Raw genomic sequence first — 18077 nt, 5'->3', positions numbered from 1 at the left:
GGAGGCGGGGGTCGGGTGGCAGGTGATCGGAAAGAATTTTTGATCAAGGCTTTCATTATTTTGTGATCCGGGTTACTGTGGTCAGCATCAATCAAACCTTTGATTAGTTAGGTGCATCGCATGAGCCCGACAAGCTTCGCGTCCTCGGCCGACCTCGGCGAGAAGGAACAGACCCTGGAAGTCCTCGCCGACGGCGTGTACGCGCTGACCGCCGAGGGGGATCCCAACATCGGCGCCATCGAGGGCGAGGACTTCGTCGTCTGCTTCGAGGCGCTCGCCACCCCCGTGGCCGCGCAGGACTGGCTGCGCAAGCTGCGCGAGCACACCGACAAGCCGGTCCGCTACCTGGTGCTCTCGCACTACCACGCCGTTCGTGTGCTGGGTGCGTCCGCGTTCGACGCCGAGACCATCGTGGCGCACGAGACCACCCGCGCCCTCATCGAGGAGCGTGGAAAGGAAGACTGGGCAAGCGAATTCGGTCGCATGCCGCGCCTGGCGAAGGGTGCCGACTCGGTGCCCGGGCTGACCTGGCCGACGGTGACGTTCGCCGACAAGCTGACCATCGACCTCGGCGGCGGACGCGGCGACCTGGTGCTCCAGCACTTCGGCCGCGGGCACACCGAGGGCGACGTCGTGGCGTGGCTGCCGAAGCAGAAGATCCTCTTCGCCGGCGACCTCGTCGAGGCGCAGGCCGCGCTGTACACCGGCGACGCCTTCCACCGCGACTGGTCGACCGGCACCCTCGACGCGATCAAGGCCCTCGGCGCCGAGGTGCTGATCGGCGGACGCGGCGCCGTCTCCCACGGCCGGGAGGCCGTCGACGCCGCGATCGAGCAGACCCGCCACTTCATCGAGGTCATGCTCGCCGAGGTCGGGGCGGTGCAGCAGCGCGGCGGCACCCTGAAGGAGGCGTTCGAGGCCACCCACGCCGCCCTGAACGAGCAGTACGGGCACTGGCCGATCTTCGAACACTGCCTTCCCTTCGACGTCTCCCGCGTGTGGGACGAACTGTCGGGCATCGAGCGGCCCGTCATCTGGACCGCCGAACGCGACCGCGAGGTCTGGGACCAGTTGCAGGGCTGAAATCCGTCACCGTTTCACACTGACAAGGCGAGGATCATGGGAAGACGACACACCCGAGGCGGCACCGTCACCGTCGTGGGCAACGGCCCTGTGGGGCAGACGACGGCGTTGCTGCTGGCACGCTGGGGCATACCGGTCACGCTGCTCGACGCCCGGCCCGAACGCGACCCGATCGGATCGAAGGCCATCTGCCAGCAGCGGGACGTCCTCGAGGTGTGGGACGCGATCGGCGTCGGCCGTCAGCTGGCCGACGAGGGGGTGACGTGGGGGTGCGCCCGCACGTTCCACCGCGACCACGAACTGTTCGCGCAGACGTTCGTCGACCGCGGCATCTCGTCGTTCCCGCCTTTCGTCAACATCTCGCAGGCCCGCACGGAGGAACTGCTCGACGAGCGGATCGCGGCCACGCCGTCGATCGACGTCCGGTGGGGACACGAGGCTACGTCCGTCGACCAGGACGACACCGGCGTGACCATCACCTGCCGCACGGACGCCGGTGACCGCGTGATCGACTCCGACTACGCCGTGGTCGCGGTGGGTTCCCGGGGCAGCGCGATCCGGCAGCAGCTGGGGGTCACGTTCGACGGCCGCTCGTTCGACGACAAGTTCCTCATCTGCGACATCGCCGCCGACATCCCCGGCTGGGCCGACGAGCGCCGCTTCTACTTCGACCCGGAGTGGAACCCGGGCCGGCAGGTGCTCATCCACCCGTGCCCCGACTCCACGTTCCGCATCGACTGGCAGGTGCCCGGCGACTACGACCTCGAGGCCGAGGAACGGTCGGGGGCGCTGGACGAGCGGATCCGGAAGATCATCGGCGACACCGACTATCGCATCGTGTGGAAATCGGTGTACCGCTTCCATTCCCGGGTCGCGAACCGGATGCGCGTCGACCGGGTGCTGCTGGCCGGCGACGCCGCGCACATCGTGTCGCCGTTCGGTGCCCGCGGCCTGAATTCCGGTGTCGCCGACGCCGAGAACGCCGCGTGGAAGCTCGCGTTCGTCCTGCGGGGCTGGGCGGACGAGTCGCTGCTCGAGACGTACCACACCGAGCGGCACGCGGCGGCGGCCGAGAACATCGCCGTCACGACCGCGACGATGGACTTCCTCGTCCCGCAGTCGGACGAGCAGCACCGGCACCGCCGCGACGTGCTCACCGCGGCGGTCACCGACCCGCAGGCCCGCGCCCTCGTCGACAGCGGCCGCCTCGCCGAGCCGTTCTGGTACGTCGAATCACCCTTGACCACAGACGATCCGGGACGGCCGTTCACCGGTCGCCCCGCGCGTGGAAGCACTCCGGCCGCCGCACCGGGCATTCTCTTGCCCGATGCCCCGGTGACGCTGCACGGTGGTGGGACTCGCCTGCGGGCGATCGCCCGGCACGGAATTCTGCTCCTCGTCGCCGACGGTGTGGACGTCGACGCCATCCGCGGGGCGGCCCTCGGCGCGGTGCACACGCCGATCCGCCTGGTCCGGCTGTCTGAGATCGACATCACCGGTGTCCTGACCGCCGCGCTGGGCGCAAAACCCGGCGAGGTGTGGGTCGTCCGCCCCGACGCCTATATCGCGGCGGTCGTCGACACGGTCGACGGTCTGGTGCCCGCGCTGCGGCGGATCACCGAACCCGCCATCGGTGCGATCACCTCCGCGCCAAGCGTTCCGGATCCAGATTTAGTCTTCGCAACAGCTGGGCGTTGAGTGCGACCACGATGGTGGAGATCGACATCAGGATCGCCGCGACCGCCGGGGAGATCGCGACCCCGGCGAACGCGACGACACCGGCCGCCAAGGGGACGGCGATGATGTTGTATCCGGTGGCCCACACCAGGTTCTGCCACATCTTGCGGTAGCTCGCCTGCGACAGGTCGATGATCGACAACACGGCGCGGGGATCGTCGGCGGCGAGGACAACACCCGCCGATTCGATGGCGACGTCGGTGCCGGCCCCGATGGCGACACCCACGTCGGCGCGGGCGAGGGCCGGTGCGTCGTTGACGCCGTCGCCGACCATCGCCACCCGATGACCACGCTGTTGCAGCGCAGCCACTTCCGCGTCCTTGTTCTCCGGCAGCACGTCGGCGAACGCCTCGTCGATTCCGAGGTCGGCGGCGACGGCGTCGGCGACCTGCCGGGCGTCGCCGGTGATCATCGCGACCTTCACGCCCCGTGCGTGCAGGGCGTCGATCGCCTGCCGGGACTCCTCGCGGACGGCGTCCTCGAGCGCCACCGCGCCGAGCGCCGTCCCGCCGCGGACGACGTGGAGGACGGCGGCGCCGCGGTCGACCCACCTTTTCGCCTGCGCTGCAACGTCGTCGGGAATCTTCACGTGCAGTTCGCCGAGCATCGCCGGTCCGCCGACGGACACTTCCTCACCGTCGACCACGGCCCGGACGCCACGACCCGGCAGCGACCGGAACTCGGACGCGGCGCGGCGGGACTCGGCGGGCACCTTCGCGGCGGCCTCGGCGACGATCGCGCGGGCGACCGGGTGCTCGCTGTCGGCCTCGACCGCGGCGGCGAGCGCGAGCAGGCCGGTCTCGGCGACACCAGCGGTCGCGACGACGCCCGTCACCGCGTGCCTGCCCTGCGTGAGGGTGCCGGTCTTGTCGAACAGCACGACGTCGACGCCGCGCATTCGCTCCAGCGCCAGCCGGTCCTTCACCAGCACACCGGCCCTCGCGGCGCGTTCGGTGGAAATGGCGATCACGAGGGGTATCGCCAGGCCGAGGGCGTGCGGGCAGGCGATCACCAGAACGGTCACGGTCCGGACGACGGCCTCGTCCACGTTGCCGAGCAGCGACCACACCACGAACGTAAGAAGCCCTGCGACGGAGGCGAAGTAGAACAGGAACGCCGCGGCGCGGTCGGCGAGGGCCTGCGCGCGGGACGAGGACGATTGCGCGTCGGCGACCAACCGCTGGATGCCCGCGAGGGCGGTGTCCTCCCCCACGGCGCCGACGGTGATCCGCAGCGCGCTGTCGGTGGCGACGGTGCCCGCGACCACTGGGTCACCGACCGACCGTGGGACGGGATTGGATTCGCCGGTGATCATCGACTCGTCGACCTCCGCGCGGCCGTCCGCGACGGTGCCGTCCGCGGGGATGCGGCCACCGGCCCGCACCAGCACCAGGTCGCCCGTGGCGAGTTCGGAGACGGGCACCTCGGTGACGCCGTCGTCGGTGATCCGGTCCGCGGTGTCCGGGAGCAGCGCGGCGAGCGCGTCGAGGGCGCCGGACGCCGACCCCAGCGCCCGCATCTCCAGCCAGTGACCGAGCAGCATGATCACGATGAGAAGCGCCAGTTCCCACCAGAAGTCGAGGTTGAACCCGCCGATCTGCAGGGTCGTCACCCACGAGGCGAGGAACGCGACCGTGATCGCCATCCCGATCAGCAGCATCATGCCCGGCTGCCGCGACTTCAGCTCGCGCCACGCGCCGGTGAGAAACGGTGCGCCGCCGTAGAAGAAGATCGCGGTGCCGACGAGCGGCGGAATCCAGGACGCGCCGGGAAAGTCCGGGACCGAGTAGCCGAGGAGTTCGGCGAACATGTGGCTGAACACCACCACCGGCACCGACAGTGCGAGACTGATCCAGAACTTCTGCCGGAACACCTCGCCGTGCGCGCCGTGGCCGGCGTGTTTGTCGTGGGTTTTCGGTGCGGCGGGTACCTCTCGTGTCTCCGGGCTGTGCGACATTGCCTTACCCTCAGGAACGCACCAGTCGTGCGATGGCGTCGGTGGCTTCCTTGATCTTCGCGTCGGCCTCGGAGCCGCCCGCGACGGCGGCGTCGACGACGCAGTGGCTGATGTGGTCTTCGAGCAGGCCCAGCGCCACGGCCTGCAGAGCCTTGGTCATCGCGGAGACCTGGGTGAGGATGTCGATGCAGTACTTCTCGTCCTCGACCATCCGCTGCAGGCCCCGCGCCTGGCCCTCGATGCGGCGCAGGCGCTTGAGGTAATCGTCCTTGGCGCTGATGTAACCGTGGCCCACGGTGTGGTCGTGGTCGGTGCCGGGTTGCTCGGTCATGATTGTTCCCCTCGGGTGGGAGTGGTCAGGGGCTGGAAGCGGCGCAGTCGCAGGCTGTTGCTCACGACGAACACCGAAGAGAATGCCATGGCGGCACCGGCCAGCATGGGGTTGAGCAGACCCGCCGCCGCCAGTGGCAGCGCCGCGACGTTGTAGGCGAACGCCCAGAACAGGTTTCCCTTGATCGTGCTCAACGTTCTGCGCGACAACCGGATCGCGTCGGCGGCGGCGCGGAGGTCGCCGCGGACCAGGGTGAGGTCGCTGGCCTCGATGGCCACGTCCGTGCCGGTGCCCATCGCGAGACCGAGGTCGGCCTGCGCGAGCGCGGCGGCGTCGTTGACCCCGTCGCCGACCATCGCGACCACCTTGCCGTCGGCCTGCAGGCGCTTGATCACGTCCACCTTGTCCTGCGGCAGCACCTCCGCGATCACCTCGCCGATGCCGACCTGGCCGGCGATGGCCCGGGCCGCGGACTTGTTGTCGCCGGTGAGCATGATCGGGGTGAGGCCGAGTTCGCGGAACTGCGCCACCGCCTCCCGGGACGTCGGCTTGACAGTGTCGGCGACGACGAGCACGCCGCGCGCCTGTCCGTCCCAGCCGATCCCGACCGCGGTCTTGCCGTCCGACTCCGCCGCCTCGACGGCACGCTGGAGTTCCGTGGTGAGGTGCAGCGACCAGTCGCGGAGCAGTTTCGCGCGCCCGATGACCACCGCGTGTCCGTCGATCATGCCCTGGACGCCGAGTCCCGCGACGTTGGTGAACTGTTCGACGTCGGGGAGGGTTGTCAGCCGTTCCTTCGCGCCGCGGGTGATCGCCCGGGCGATGGGGTGCTCGGACGCGTCCTCGAGTGCCCCGGCGAACCGGAGAACCTGCTCCTCGTCCTGGCCGTCGGCGGCGACCACGTCGTGCAGCGACATGGTGCCGGTGGTGACGGTGCCGGTCTTGTCGACCACCACGGTGTCGACTCGCCGGGTCGATTCGAGAACCTCGGGACCCTTGATCAGGATGCCCAGCTGTGCGCCGCGTCCGGTGCCCACCATGAGGGCGGTGGGAGTGGCGAGTCCGAGCGCGCACGGGCACGCGATGATCAGGACGGCCACGGCGGCGGTGAACGCGGCGGCAATCGGACCGCCGGTGCCGATCCAGAAGCCGAGGGTCGCGACCGACAGCGCGATGACGATCGGGACGAAGATGCCGGAGATCCGATCGGCCAGGCGCTGCACCTCGGCCTTGCCGGTCTGCGCGTCCTCGACCATCCATGCCATCTGCGCGAGCTGGGTGTCGGCGCCGATCCGGCTGGCGCGAACCACTATTCGGCCGCCGACGTTGACGGTGGCGCCTGCCACCTCGGAGTCGGGCGACACCTCGACGGGCACGGATTCACCGGTCAGCATCGACGCGTCCACCGCCGACGAGCCCTCGACGACGACGCCGTCGGTGGCGATCTTCTCGCCCGGGCGGACCACGAAGAGGTCGCCGACGTCGAGTTGGTCGATGCCGATCAGCTGTTCGGTGCCGTCACGCAGCACCGACACCTCCTTCGCCCCCAGTTCGAGCAGCGCCCGCAATGCGGCTCCGGCCCGGCGTTTGGCGCGGGCCTCGAAGTACCGGCCGGCGAGAATGAACGTGGTGACGCCCGCGGCGGCCTCCAGGTAGATGTTGCCGGTCCCGTCGACCCGGGCGATGGTGAGCTCGAAGGGGTGCGTCATTCCCGGCATGCCTGCGGTTCCCCAGAACAGCGCGTACAGCGACCAGCCGAACGCGGCCAGCGTGCCCATCGACACGAGCGTGTCCATGGTCGCCGTGCCGTGCCGGAGGTTCGTCCACGCGGCCTTGTGGAACGGCCACGCCCCCCACACCACGACCGGGGCCGCGAGGGTCAGCGACAGCCATTGCCAGTTGGTGGACTGCAGCGCCGGGATCATCGCCATCGCGATGACCGGAACCGTCAGCACCGCCGACACGAGCAGCCGTTGCCGCAGCTCCGCCGCCGGATCCTCGTCCTCCGGGGTCGGGGGCTTCACCTCGGGCAGCCGGGCCGTGTATCCGGCCTGCTCCACCGTGGCGACGAGATCCTCGGGCGAGACGCCGGCGTCGTAGTGGACGCGGGCCTTCTCCGTCGCGTAGTTGACGGTCGCGGTGACGCCGTCGAGTTTGTTCAGCTTGCGCTCGATGCGGTTGGCGCACGACGCGCACGTCATCCCGCCGATGGCCAGTTCGACCTGGGAATCGGGCGGTGCCGCGAGGTCTGCCCTGGTCATCACTTCTCCTCGGGTCCGGCGGTGGCGGTGAACTCCGCGGTGTGGACGGCGCCGGCGTGCTGGAAGTCCAGGAACAGCCGGTAGTCGCCCGCACTGGGCGCGGTAACGGCGAAGTCGATCCCGGGACCCGCCGCGGTGACGCCGTCGCCGGGATGTCCGTCGGGGTGGACGTGCAGATAGCCGAGGTCGGAGGTGCGCAGCGCCACGAGGTGTCCGTAAGCGCCGAGGTAGGGCTGCAGATCGGTGACCGGCCGACCGTCCCGGCTCACCGAGAGGGTGACGTTTTCCGTCTCACCCGGCCGCAGCGCGCCGTCGAGGGTGACGGTGTAGCCGTCCACGGTCGCGGTCGGCGCGGGTGCGGGCAGTTCCTGCGGGTCGTAGGTGCCGGCGACGCGGAGGTCGGTGCCCAGCGTGAGTCCCTCACCGCCCGCCGGGGTGAAGTCCGCGAACACCCGGTAGTCGCCGCCGCGGGCGAGGTCGAGGGGGACGCTCCACGTTCCGGTCGCGTCGAGCGTCGGGTGCACGTGCTGGAACCCGGCGAGGTCGCGGCGGACGACGATCAGGTGCAGCAGCTTCTCGTGCTCCTCGGTGTAGTCCGTGACGGGTACCCCCGAGGGGTTCGTGATCCGGAACTGCACCGGGACCGCGGGACCGGCGGTGGCCTGGTCGGATGCGAGTTCGAGGGTGTAGCCGTCCGCGGTGGGCGACAGTCCGCCCGGGGTCGGGTCGGCGCTGGCGTCATGACCTGCGGTGCCGTGGCCTGCTGCGCCGTGCCCGTCGTCCCCGGCCGTGTGCGCGGCGGGCTCGGCCACGTCCGGGCCGGTGACCGACCCGAGGGCGAGTGCGGCACCGAAGATCACGACGAGACCGACGGTGAATCCGGCGAACTTGCCGGTTGCGTTCATGATGAGCTCCTGTGCTGGAGTTGCCGGCTCAGCCGGCGAGTGAGTACCCGGCTTCTTCGACGGCGTCCGCGACGGCACCCGGATCGAGGTCGGTGGTGCTGTCGATGACGACCTTGCCGGTGGCGAGATCGACGTTCACGGACGTGACGCCGGGGAGTGCGCTGATCTCCTCGGTGACCGAGGACACGCAGTGGTCGCAGGTCATGCCGGTCACGGTGACGCTCGAGGTGCTCACGGTTCTGCCTCTCTTCGGGGTGTCGATGCTGTGCTCGAGAACTACCATACCCCCCTACCGTATTCCGCAAGCGTGTGCCGAGTCCCGCGTTCCTGGCCCACGCCGGCACCGAAAGGTGATTGAGTGAGGTACCGCATCTCACCCCACTGGGAAACGGAGGCCGGCAATGTCGATGGACAAGTTGCGCACCCAGATGCTGCGCCGCAAACCGCTCACCGAGGTCGAGGACGACACTCCCGCCGACGAGCGTCTGACCAAATCACTCGGCCTCTGGCAGCTCACCGCGATCGGCGTCGGCGGCATCATCGGTGCCGGTGTCTTCTCGCTCGCCGGTTCGGTCGCGCACTCCGTCACCGGTCCGGCCGTCCTGATCTCGTTCCTGATCGCCGGCATCGCGAGCGCCGCGGCCGCACTGTGTTACGCCGAGTTCGCCGGCATGATCCCGAAGGCCGGATCGGCCTACACCTACAGCTACGTGGCGCTCGGCGAGATAGTGGGCTGGTTCATCGGGTGGGACCTGCTGCTCGAATACATCGCGGTGGCGGCCGTCGTCGCGATCGGCGTGTCCGGGTACTTCCGGTTCCTGCTCGAGCAGATCGGCATCAGCCTGCCCGACTGGATGATGGGTGCGCTGGGCACCGGCGACGGGCACGTGTTCGACGTGTTCGCGGCCCTGTTCTGTCTCGGCACCGCCTACGTCCTCTCGCGCGGAATCCGCAGCGTCGGCCGATTCGAAACGATCGCGGTGGCGATCAAGGTTGCACTCGTCGTCCTCATCATCGTGCTCGGCGTCTTCCACATCGACAGCGCGAACTACACGCCCTACTTCCCGTTCGGCACCGCCGCCGTGTTCACCGGCGCGGCCACCGTGTTCTTCGCCGTGTTCGGATACGACGCCATGAGCACGGCCGCCGAGGAATCGAAGGACGCCACCAAGCACCTGCCGAAGGCGATCCTGTACTCGCTCGGCATCGCGATGACGCTGTACGTGCTGGTCACCCTCGTGTTGACCGGGATGCAGAAGTACACCGAGATCAGTCCCGAGAGCGGCTTCTCCACCGCCTTCGAATCGGTGGGCATGCCCGGGGTCGCCAACATCATCGCGGTGGGCGCCATCGTCGGCATCATCACCGTCGTGCTCACGTTCATGCTCGGCGTGACCCGTGTGTGGTACGCGATGAGCCGCGACGGACTACTGCCGGAGTGGTTCGCGAAGACACACCCCGTGCGCAAGGTGCCGACGCGGGTGACGTGGATCGTGGGTTTCGGGTCCGCCCTGCTGGCCGGGTTCCTCCCCATCAACACGGTCGCGGAACTCACCAACATCGGGATCCTGTCGGCGTTCATCGTCGTCTGCATCGCGGTCGCGGTGCTGCGGCGCACCCGCCCCGACGTCCCGCGTTCCTTCAAGCTGCCGTTCATGCCGGTCATCCCGATCATCGGCGTCGTGTTCTCCGGCTGGCTGATCCTCTCGCTGCCGTGGGAGACGTGGCTGCGGTTCGGAATCTGGCTGGTCGTCGGTCTGATCGTGTACTTCTTCTACTCGCGGAAGAACTCCAAACTCGAGAACCCCGCCCCGGTGCGGAATGCCTGACGACGGCCGGAAACGGGTGGACGCCACCACCCTGACCGGTGTGCCCGCGACGATGATGTGGACGCTGCGCAACCGCGCCGTGGAGGCAGCGCGCCCCGGCACCGCGTTCGCGGACCCGCTCGCCGTGCAGCTCTACGAGACCCTCGACTATCCGTACGAGAACTTCGGGAAACCCAGCCAATCCCACCCACTGCGCGCGCTGGCCTTCGACGACGAGATCCGCGCGTTCCTCGCCGCTCACCCCGGCGGAACCGTCGTCGCGCTCGGCGAGGGATTGCAGACCAGCTACTGGCGGATCGGCGACCCCGGCGTCCGGTGGGTGTCGATCGACCTGCCCGAGGTGATCGCGCTGCGCCGGCAACTGCTGCCGGACGAGCCGAACGTCACCACACTCGCCGTGTCCGCACTCGACCGCTCCTGGATGGACCACGTCGACCCCGGCCGCGGCGTGTTCGTCTCGGCGGAGGGACTGCTGATGTATCTGCCTCCCGACGAGTCGCTGACCCTGATCGGCGACTGCGCCCGGCGATTCCCCGGTGGCCGGATGATGTTCGATTCGGTGCCGAAATGGTTCAGCCGCAAGACGCAGAAGGGACTGCGGATTCACGGCGGCTACACCGTCCCGCCGATGCCGTTCCACCTCTCCGCCGGCGAGGCGGCGGACCTGCCCGGACAGGTGCCGGACCTCGCGTTCACCCGTGAGGTGATGCTGCCCCTCGGCCGCGGTCTGTGGGGGTCGACCCTGCTCCGCAGGCTGTCGGAATCGCGGCCGCTGCGCAACTCGCGTCCGACGCTGACCCTGTGCGGATTCGCAGGCTGAACCCCGTCCGACGAGCGGTGTGGGCCGACCCGCAGCAGAATGGTGCAATGGCGGACCGCGGATTCACCCCGACACAGCTCGCGGCGCGTGCCGCGTACCTGCTTCGCGGCAACGACCTCGGCACCATGACGAGCGCCGCGCCGCGCCTGTACCCGCACATGTGGAGTTGGGACGCCGCATTCGTCGCGGTCGGACTGGCACCCCTGAGCGTGGAGCGGGCCGTCGTCGAACTCGACACCCTGCTGTCGGCGCAGTGGAAGAACGGGATGATCCCGCACATCGTGTTCGCGAACGGCGTCGACGGATACTTCCCCGGGCCCGCCCGGTGGGAGTGCGGGACCCTCGCGGCGCACGCGCCGAGCGGAACGCAGACGTCGGGCATCACGCAGCCGCCCGTCCACGCCATCGCCGTGCAGCGGATCCTCGACCACTCGCGCAGGCACGGTCGCAGCACCCGGGCCGTCGCCGAGGAGTTCCTCGACCGGCGCTGGCCCGACCTCGTGCGCTGGCACCGCTGGCTGGCCAACGCCCGCGACCTCGACGGCAACGGCCGGATCGCGCTCTACCACGGCTGGGAGTCCGGCATGGACAACTCGCCGCGCTGGGACCACTCGTACGCCAACGTCGTCGCCGGGGAAATGCCCACGTATCTGCGCGAGGACCTGTCCCACGTCACCGACACGGGACAGCGGCCGTCCAACGGCGAGTACGACCGCTACCTGTGGCTGCTCGAGGAGATGAAGACCGTCCGCTACGACGACGAAGAACTGGCCACCGCCATGAGCTTCGCGGTGGAGGACGTGTTCGTCAGCGCCGTGTTCTCGATGGCGTGCGAGGTGCTCGCGACCATCGGCGAGGAACACTCGATGCCGAACGCGGACGTGCGGGATCTGCACGGCTGGGCGGCCCGGTTCCGGCAGGGCGTTCTCACGACCACCGACGAACGATCCGGGGCGGCGCGCGATTTCGATCTGCGCAGCGGCCGGTGGATTTCCACCGACACCCTCGCGATGTTCTCGCCGCTGCTGTGCGGCGGCCTGAGTCGCGACGCCGAACGCGCCCTGCTCCGCACATTCGAGGGCCCGAAGTTCTGCGGCCACCCCGACCTCCGGTACGCCGTGCCGCCGTCGACGTCGCCGGTGTCGGGCGACTTCCGCCCCCGCGAGTACTGGCGCGGTCCGGTGTGGCCCGTGATGACATGGCTGTTCTCTTGGGCCTTCGCCCGGCGCGGGTGGGCCGAGCGCGCGCACCTGCTGCGGTCCGAGGGGCTGCGGCAGGCCAGCGACGGTAGCTTCGCCGAGTACTACGAGCCGTTCACCGGTCAGCCCCTCGGCAGCATGCAGCAGTCGTGGACGGCCGCTGCGGTTCTCGACTGGCTTGGCTAGTCGCACAGGCGGATCGGGCCGAGGTCCGCGTACCGGTCGCCGGGACCGGGGTTGTCGGCCGGGGCGGCGCCGCCGAGGTGGTGCATCACGCCCCAGACGGCGTTGAGTGCGGTCTGCACGGCGCCTTCCGCCCAGCCCGCGGTCCAGGAGATGTCGTCGCCGGCCAGGAAGATTCCGCGATGGCGCGGGTCGAGTTCGTCCTGGACGAAATGGCTGAACAGCCGTTCCTGGTACCGGTAGTGGCCGGGAAGGTTCGCCTTGAACGCGCCCATGAAGTCGCGTTCGGTCTCCCACGACAGCGTGACCGGGGTGGCAATGACGTGACTGCGGAAGTCGACGCCCGGGTAGATCTCCTCGAGCGACTTGATCATCAGGTTCATCCGCTCCGTCGCGTCGAGCGGCAGGAGTTTGAGCGAATCGTCGGACCACGTGTACGACAGGCAGATCAGGCCGGGCTTGTCCTCACCCTGGTCGAGAAGATAAGTGCCGCGGCTCATCCGGTCCGTCAGGGTCATGCTGACCAGGTCGCGGCCGGTCGCCGGATCCTTGTCCTTCCAGAACGGACGGTCGACGAGCGCGAATACCTTCGTCGACCCCATGTAGTGGGTGCGCTCGATGGCGGTCCAGTGGTCGATCGGGAACAGGTCGTCGTCGCAGTGAACGTTGTTGAGCAGCATCCAACTCTGCGCCGTGAACACGGCGGCCGGGTAGGTGCGGATCTCACCGGACGAGTCGGTGACCGTGAACCGGTGCGGCGCCGTCCGGCGGACCTCGGTCACCCGCGGCCGGGTGCTACCGCCGTTCAGCGAGCGCACCGACGTGCCGTCCGGCCAGTGCACCATCCCCGACGGGGTGTCCGTCCACAGGCGCAGCGGCAGCTGCTGCGACCCGCCGACGATGCCGCGGTGGTGGTCGTCGGCGGCGGTGATCACGACGCGCAGGATCTCGAGGATCGAGTTGGGGAAATCGGTGTCCCAGCCACCCGTCCCGAAACCGACCTGCCCGAACACTTCCCGGTGCCGGAAGGACGCGAAGTGCTTCGACGAGGCGAGGAACCCGTAGAACGTCTGATCGTCCAGCCGCACCACGAGGTCGTTCCAGATCCGCTTCAGTTCGGCGGTGTCGCGGTCGCGGATCGCCTGCTGCAGCGGGATCAGTTCGGCGTGGTCCTCGAGCGTGCGCTGCCACGCATCGGAGACCTCCCGGAACACGGGCGGCAGGTCGTCGAGGTGCTGCGCGTAGTAGCTCTCACCCTTGAGGTCGATGACGGTGCTGGGGGTGGCGTCGGCGAGCGGGTTGGGGAACGCCTCGGTCCGCAGTCCCATGGCGTCGAGGTAGTGGAACAGGGTGGTCGACGACGGGGGGAACCGCATCGCGCCCATCTCCGCGACCACCTCGGGGTGCCCGTCGAACGGCTGCGACCGCATCCGGCCACCGATCTGATCTGCCTCGTAGACAATCGGTTTGAGCCCGAGCTTCATCAGCTCGTACGCGGTGACCATCCCGGACAGCCCGCCGCCGATGACGGCCACCTCCTCGCCGTGCCGGTCGGAGGGCACCGCACCGAGGCCCGACGAGTGGGTGACGTAGTCGTCGTAGGCGAACGGGAAGTCGGGCCCGAACATCGTCAGCGGCGGGACATGGGTGTCCGCGACGGTGCTGTCCGGGGTGACGGGGATCGTCATGAAGTCTTCTCCTGCAGGAAGGGGTAGAGGTCGACGCGTCGGTCGTCGAGATGGGTGTTCTCACGGCGGGATCGGTGGAGGGCGGCGAGTTCGAGGTCGACGATCGCGAGCTCTTCGTGGCGACCTGCGCGGGCGAGTTCGGTGCCGTCCGGGGCGATCGCGCAACTGGATCCGCAGTAGTCGAGGTCGGCTTCGGTGCCACACCGGTTCACGTACGTCACGAACAGCTGACTCTCGTACGCCCGGGTCGGGACGACGCTCTCCGCGATGAATTCGTACGGGCTCATCAGACCGGTGGGGACGACCAGCCACTGGGTTCCCCGGTCGGCATGTGCGCGAACGGCTTCCGGGAACTCGACGTCGTAGCAGATCAGGAGTCCGCACCGGATTCCGTCGTGGTCGAACTGGACCACGAGTTCGTCGCCGGCGGCGAAGTGCGTGCGGTCGAGCTCGCCGAACAGGTGGGTCTTGCGGTAGTTCGCCACCGATGTTCCGGACGAATCCACCACCTGCACACTGTTGTAGACCGCACCTCCGGCCGCCTCGGGGTAGCCGTAGACGACGGTGATGCCGGACTCGCGCGCGATCTCCGCGATCCGAGCCGCGATCGGTCCGTCGGCGGCTTCGGCCCGCTCCGCGACGAGGGCGCCGATGTTGTAGCCGGTGGCAGACATTTCCGGGCAGACCAGGATGGACGCCCCGTCCGCCGCGGCCGTCTGTGCGGCGGAAGCGATGGCCGCGAGGTTCGCCGCGACGTCGAAGGACAGTTCGGGACCTTGGAACAGCGCCGCCCTCATCGTGCCTCCACCGCTTCGGGGCCGTGGCGGAGTTCGGACTTGCGGACGCCGTACGCGAAGTAGATCGCGAGCCCCACCAGCATCCACAGGGCGAACGCCACCCACGTCGAGACGCCGAGGCCGAACAGCAGTAGTGCGCAGAACACGACGCCGAGGACCGGCATCATCGGGAACAGCGGGGTGCGGAAGCTGCGGTGCAGGTCGGGGTGCTGCCGGCGCAGAATGATGACGGCGATGTTGACGAGCATGAACGCGAACAGCGAGCCGATGCTCGTCGCGTCGGCCAGTTCGCCCAGCGGCACGAACCCGGCGAGCGCGGACACGATGCCACCGACGACCACGATGTTGACGACGGGCACCCGGGTGCGCGGGTTGACGCGGGAGAAGACCCGCGGCACGAGGCCGTCGAGCGACATCGCGTAGAGGATCCGGGTCTGCCCGTACATCACCGCGAGAACGACGCTCGCGATGGCGATCACGGCGCCCGCGGACAGGAGAATGGCGGGCCACGTGCTGGTGGTGGCGGCGTTGAGGATGGTCGCGAGTGCGGCGCCCTCGCCCGCGATGTCCTGCCACGGCATCGCGCCGACGGCCGCGATCGCGACCAGGCAGTAGAGGATCGTGACGATCAGGAGCGAAAGGATGATGGCCCGCGGGAGGTCGCGTTTCGCGTTCTTCGCCTCGTCACCGGCGGTCGAGGCGGCGTCGAAGCCGATGTAGGCGAAGAACACCTGGGACGCCGCCGCCGTCACCCCGGCCGCGCCGAGGGGCATGAACGGCGCGAAGTTTCCGGCGCGGAATGCGGTGAACGCGACCGCGCAGAAGAAGACGAGAACCAGGACCTTCAGTGCGACCATGATCGTGTTCACCAGTGCGCTCTCGGACGCTCCCCGGGTCAGTAGCGCCACCGCGACGAGCACGATGACGATGGCAGGCACGTTGACGACGCCGCCTGCTCCCGGGGATTCGCTGATCGCGGCGGGCAGTGCGATGCCGAACATGCCGTGCAGCAGTTCGTTGATGTATTCGCCCCAGCCGACGGCGACCGCCGCGACCGAGACGCCGTACTCGAGCATCAGACACCATCCGCAGATCCAGGCGAACAGTTCGCCCATCGTCGCGTAGGTGTACGAGTAGGAGCTGCCCGAGACGGGGATGCTGCCGGCGAGTTCCGCGTAGGAGAGGGCGGAGAACAGCGCGGTGAACGCGGCGAGCACGAACGCCACGACCACGGCGGGGCCTGCCTTGGGTGTGGCCTCGCCGAGGATGACGAAGATGCCCGTCCCCAGCGACGCGCCGATGCTCAGCGCGGTGAGGTGCACCAGGCCCATGGACCGTTTGAGTCCGTGGCCGGGTTCCTGGTCGTTGCGCGCCACGATCGCCTCGACCGATTTGCGGGCGCGCAGCGCGCCGGCCAGTCCCGGCGGGCGCGGAGAAATCTTGGTGGTATCCAACGTTTAGCTCCTGAGCGGTGGAGTGACGTGCACAACAATGACCGCGAGAGCCGTGACTGTCAACACATGTTTCCTTAACCGCTGAGTTGTTTCCTATCTGGACGTGGGCCGGACATCGTCCGGAAGCGCGGGGGCGAGGATCCACAGGACGGTCGCGGTCTCGTCGCCGAGCGCGCGGAAGCTGTGCGGCAATTGCGGCGAGAACGTGAACGCGTCCCCGGTTGCGAGCGACACGTCCTCCCCGCCCCCCGCGCCGTTGAAGGAAATCCCGATCCGGCCGGAGACGACGAAGACGAACGCGACGTCGACCGGCAGTTCGTACGTCTCCGACCCGCTGCCTCCGCCGGGCTCGATCCGGCTCAGGAGCGACTGGATGCGGCGCTCACCGAACGGGGTCAGCAGGAACTCGGCCATGCGTTCCCCGCCGAAGCTGATTGGCGGATACGCGTCGGCGCGTACCACCTCACCTGCGGCGGAGTTCTCGAACAGCGACCCGACGGGAATGTTCAGGGCGGCGCAGATCCGCACCAGCGTGGCGACGGACGCGCTCGCGTGGTCCCGTTCGATCTTCGACAGGTAGCCCTTGGTGATGCCGCAACCGGCAGCCAGTTCGTCGAGGGTGAGGCGCTGGGCCTGCCGGGCCGCCTTGAGTCGAGGGCCGATCCTCGGGGCGTCGACGCCCGACGCACCTTCGGTTGCGAGCTCGTTCGCCATGCATCGATCCTTCGTTATGTCTCGTATAGGAAACAGGTGTTGACAAGAATGCGTTCCAAGGAAACGATACGACGAAGCCACGTCTCCGGCACACACCGAAGGATTTCCCGAATGACCAACGAGATAAAGGGCCCCGTCGACGCGACCCGCACCCCGCGCTACGCCGAGCCCAGCACTTTCGCCCGCCTGCCCCGGCTCGACGAGGTGTCGCGCGCCGACGTCACGGTGATGGGTGTCCCGTTCGACTCCGGCGTGAGCTACCGTCCCGGCGCGCGGTTCGGTCCGGGCCACATCCGCGCTTCGTCGAAGCTCCTGCGTCCGTACAACCAGGCCCTGGACGTGCACCCCTTCGCGGCGCAGCAGGTCGCCGACTTCGGCGACATCGGCGTCAACCCGTTCGACATCCAGGAAGCCCTGGCCACCGTCGACGGTGCCGTCACCGACCTGCGCAAGGACGGCTCGACGGTGCTGACGCTCGGCGGCGACCACACCATCGCCCTGCCGATCCTGCGGTCCCTCGCCCGCGATCACGGTCCGATCGCCGTGCTGCACTTCGACGCGCACCTGGACACGTGGGACACCTACTTCGGCGCCCCCTTCACGCACGGCACCCCGTTCCGGCGGGCCAGCGAGGAGGGGCTGATCGACCTCGAGCGGTCGCAGCACATCGGTATCCGCGGCCCGCTGTACAGCAAGAAGGACCTCGAGGACGACGCCGTTCTCGGTTTCCAGGTGATCCGCTCCGACGACTACGAGGTGGACGGCATCGCGAGCATCGTCGAACGGATGCGCCGACGGCTCGACGGCGGTCCCGTCTACGTGTCGGTGGACATCGACGTCCTCGATCCCGCGCACGCGCCGGGGACCGGAACCCCCGAGGCCGGCGGCATGACGTCCCGCGAACTGCTGAACACGCTGCGCGGGCTCGTCGGCCTGAACGTCGTCGGAGCCGACATCGTCGAGGTCGCGCCCGCATACGACCACGCCGAGATCACCGGCATCGCCGCGGCGCACGTCGCGTACGAATTGCTGTCGGTGCTCGCGATCAACGCATCGCAGGCGCCGGGACGGGCCGCCCGCGGCGAGGCTGTCCGGCAGGCGGCGTATGTGACCAAGTGA

15 protein-coding genes are annotated in these 18077 nt (G+C 68.9%); 6 read left to right on the top strand and 9 right to left on the bottom strand.

Annotated elements, in window-relative coordinates; genetic code table 11:
• Positions 1-120 precede the first annotated feature (120 nt).
• The gene (locus tag ROP_RS16460; RefSeq protein ID WP_012690533.1) at positions 121-1083 is read left to right on the top strand and encodes an MBL fold metallo-hydrolase; all 963 of its coding nucleotides are present in this window, start codon (positions 121-123) and stop codon (positions 1081-1083) included.
• Between the two features lie 36 nt (positions 1084-1119).
• On the top strand, positions 1120-2781 hold the full coding sequence (locus ROP_RS16455) for an FAD-dependent monooxygenase (protein ID WP_012690532.1): 1662 nt from the start codon (positions 1120-1122) through the stop codon (positions 2779-2781).
• Here ROP_RS16455 and ROP_RS16450 read toward each other — a convergent pair.
• The 5 genes from ROP_RS16450 to ROP_RS16430 are packed head-to-tail and all read right to left on the bottom strand — an operon-like array spanning position 2723 to position 8509.
• A complete protein-coding gene (locus ROP_RS16450) occupies positions 2723-4777 on the bottom strand; it encodes a heavy metal translocating P-type ATPase (RefSeq protein ID WP_012690531.1) in 2055 nt (684 codons plus the stop codon). The genes ROP_RS16455 and ROP_RS16450 overlap by 59 nt on opposite strands.
• Before the next feature lie 10 nt (positions 4778-4787).
• Positions 4788-5108, bottom strand: a complete 321-nt coding sequence (locus tag ROP_RS16445; RefSeq protein WP_012690530.1) for a metal-sensitive transcriptional regulator — start codon at positions 5106-5108, stop codon at positions 4788-4790.
• Positions 5105-7369, bottom strand: a complete 2265-nt coding sequence (locus ROP_RS16440; RefSeq protein ID WP_012690529.1) for a heavy metal translocating P-type ATPase — start codon at positions 7367-7369, stop codon at positions 5105-5107. The genes ROP_RS16445 and ROP_RS16440 overlap by 4 nt, the downstream gene beginning before the upstream one ends.
• Positions 7369-8274 carry a hypothetical protein gene (locus tag ROP_RS16435; protein ID WP_012690528.1) on the bottom strand — a complete coding sequence of 302 codons (906 nt, stop codon included), beginning with the start codon at positions 8272-8274 and terminating at the stop codon, positions 7369-7371. Before ROP_RS16435 ends, ROP_RS16440 begins: the two co-directional genes overlap by 1 nt.
• A gap of 28 nt (positions 8275-8302) precedes the next feature.
• Complete coding sequence (locus tag ROP_RS16430; RefSeq protein WP_043826627.1) at positions 8303-8509, bottom strand: heavy-metal-associated domain-containing protein; 207 nt, start codon at positions 8507-8509, stop codon at positions 8303-8305.
• 166 nt (positions 8510-8675) lie between these two features.
• Here ROP_RS16430 and ROP_RS16425 point away from each other — a divergent pair, with 166 nt between their 5' ends.
• From ROP_RS16425 to ggh, 3 genes are read left to right on the top strand one after another with little or no spacing between them, the layout of a single operon-like run.
• Entirely contained in the window at positions 8676-10103 is a 1428-nt protein-coding gene (locus ROP_RS16425; RefSeq protein WP_012690526.1) for an amino acid permease, read from the top strand.
• The gene (locus tag ROP_RS16420; RefSeq protein ID WP_012690525.1) at positions 10096-10923 is read left to right on the top strand and encodes a class I SAM-dependent methyltransferase; all 828 of its coding nucleotides are present in this window, start codon (positions 10096-10098) and stop codon (positions 10921-10923) included. Before ROP_RS16425 ends, ROP_RS16420 begins: the two co-directional genes overlap by 8 nt.
• A 47-nt stretch (positions 10924-10970) precedes the next feature.
• Positions 10971-12308: a glucosylglycerate hydrolase gene (ggh, locus tag ROP_RS16415; protein ID WP_012690524.1), complete on the top strand. Its 1338-nt coding sequence runs from the start codon at positions 10971-10973 to the stop codon at positions 12306-12308.
• Here the strand turns inward: ggh and ROP_RS16410 are convergent.
• The 4 genes from ROP_RS16410 to ROP_RS16395 form a co-directional block, all read right to left on the bottom strand.
• Positions 12305-13993 carry a flavin monoamine oxidase family protein gene (locus ROP_RS16410; protein WP_012690523.1) on the bottom strand — a complete coding sequence of 563 codons (1689 nt, stop codon included), beginning with the start codon at positions 13991-13993 and terminating at the stop codon, positions 12305-12307. The two genes, ggh and ROP_RS16410, sit on opposite strands and share 4 nt — an antisense overlap.
• The gene (locus ROP_RS16405) at positions 13990-14790 is read right to left on the bottom strand and encodes a carbon-nitrogen hydrolase family protein (protein WP_012690522.1); all 801 of its coding nucleotides are present in this window, start codon (positions 14788-14790) and stop codon (positions 13990-13992) included. The genes ROP_RS16410 and ROP_RS16405 overlap by 4 nt, the downstream gene beginning before the upstream one ends.
• Entirely contained in the window at positions 14787-16244 is a 1458-nt protein-coding gene (locus ROP_RS16400) for an amino acid permease (protein WP_012690521.1), read from the bottom strand. The genes ROP_RS16405 and ROP_RS16400 overlap by 4 nt, the downstream gene beginning before the upstream one ends.
• 93 nt (positions 16245-16337) lie before the next feature.
• Positions 16338-16958 carry a helix-turn-helix domain-containing protein gene (locus tag ROP_RS16395; RefSeq protein ID WP_012690520.1) on the bottom strand — a complete coding sequence of 207 codons (621 nt, stop codon included), beginning with the start codon at positions 16956-16958 and terminating at the stop codon, positions 16338-16340.
• Positions 16959-17069: 111 nt separating this feature from the next.
• Here ROP_RS16395 and speB point away from each other — a divergent pair, with 111 nt between their 5' ends.
• The gene (speB, locus tag ROP_RS16390) at positions 17070-18077 is read left to right on the top strand and encodes an agmatinase (protein WP_012690519.1); all 1008 of its coding nucleotides are present in this window, start codon (positions 17070-17072) and stop codon (positions 18075-18077) included.

The organism is Rhodococcus opacus B4, from assembly GCF_000010805.1.
Taxonomy (GTDB): Bacteria; Actinomycetota; Actinomycetes; order Mycobacteriales; family Mycobacteriaceae; genus Rhodococcus_F; species Rhodococcus_F opacus_C.
The sequence above is the reverse complement of the archived record's forward strand: the minus strand, read 5'-3'. Positions and strand labels throughout refer to the sequence as shown.

Bases quoted from the DNA above. Each gene is read 5' to 3' on its own strand.
- ROP_RS16460 (WP_012690533.1), top strand. From the start codon at position 121: ATGAGCCCGACAAGCTTCGCGTCCTCGGCCGACCTCGGCGAGAAGGAA.
- ROP_RS16455 (WP_012690532.1), top strand. From the start codon at position 1,120: ATGGGAAGACGACACACCCGAGGCGGCACCGTCACCGTCGTGGGCAAC.
- ROP_RS16450 (WP_012690531.1), bottom strand. From the start codon at position 4,777: ATGTCGCACAGCCCGGAGACACGAGAGGTACCCGCCGCACCGAAAACC.
- ROP_RS16445 (WP_012690530.1), bottom strand. From the start codon at position 5,108: ATGACCGAGCAACCCGGCACCGACCACGACCACACCGTGGGCCACGGT.
- ROP_RS16440 (WP_012690529.1), bottom strand. From the start codon at position 7,369: ATGACCAGGGCAGACCTCGCGGCACCGCCCGATTCCCAGGTCGAACTG.
- ROP_RS16435 (WP_012690528.1), bottom strand. From the start codon at position 8,274: ATGAACGCAACCGGCAAGTTCGCCGGATTCACCGTCGGTCTCGTCGTG.
- ROP_RS16425 (WP_012690526.1), top strand. From the start codon at position 8,676: ATGTCGATGGACAAGTTGCGCACCCAGATGCTGCGCCGCAAACCGCTC.
- ROP_RS16420 (WP_012690525.1), top strand. From the start codon at position 10,096: ATGCCTGACGACGGCCGGAAACGGGTGGACGCCACCACCCTGACCGGT.
- ggh (WP_012690524.1), top strand. From the start codon at position 10,971: ATGGCGGACCGCGGATTCACCCCGACACAGCTCGCGGCGCGTGCCGCG.
- ROP_RS16410 (WP_012690523.1), bottom strand. From the start codon at position 13,993: ATGACGATCCCCGTCACCCCGGACAGCACCGTCGCGGACACCCATGTC.
- ROP_RS16405 (WP_012690522.1), bottom strand. From the start codon at position 14,790: ATGAGGGCGGCGCTGTTCCAAGGTCCCGAACTGTCCTTCGACGTCGCG.
- ROP_RS16395 (WP_012690520.1), bottom strand. From the start codon at position 16,958: ATGGCGAACGAGCTCGCAACCGAAGGTGCGTCGGGCGTCGACGCCCCG.
- speB (WP_012690519.1), top strand. From the start codon at position 17,070: ATGACCAACGAGATAAAGGGCCCCGTCGACGCGACCCGCACCCCGCGC.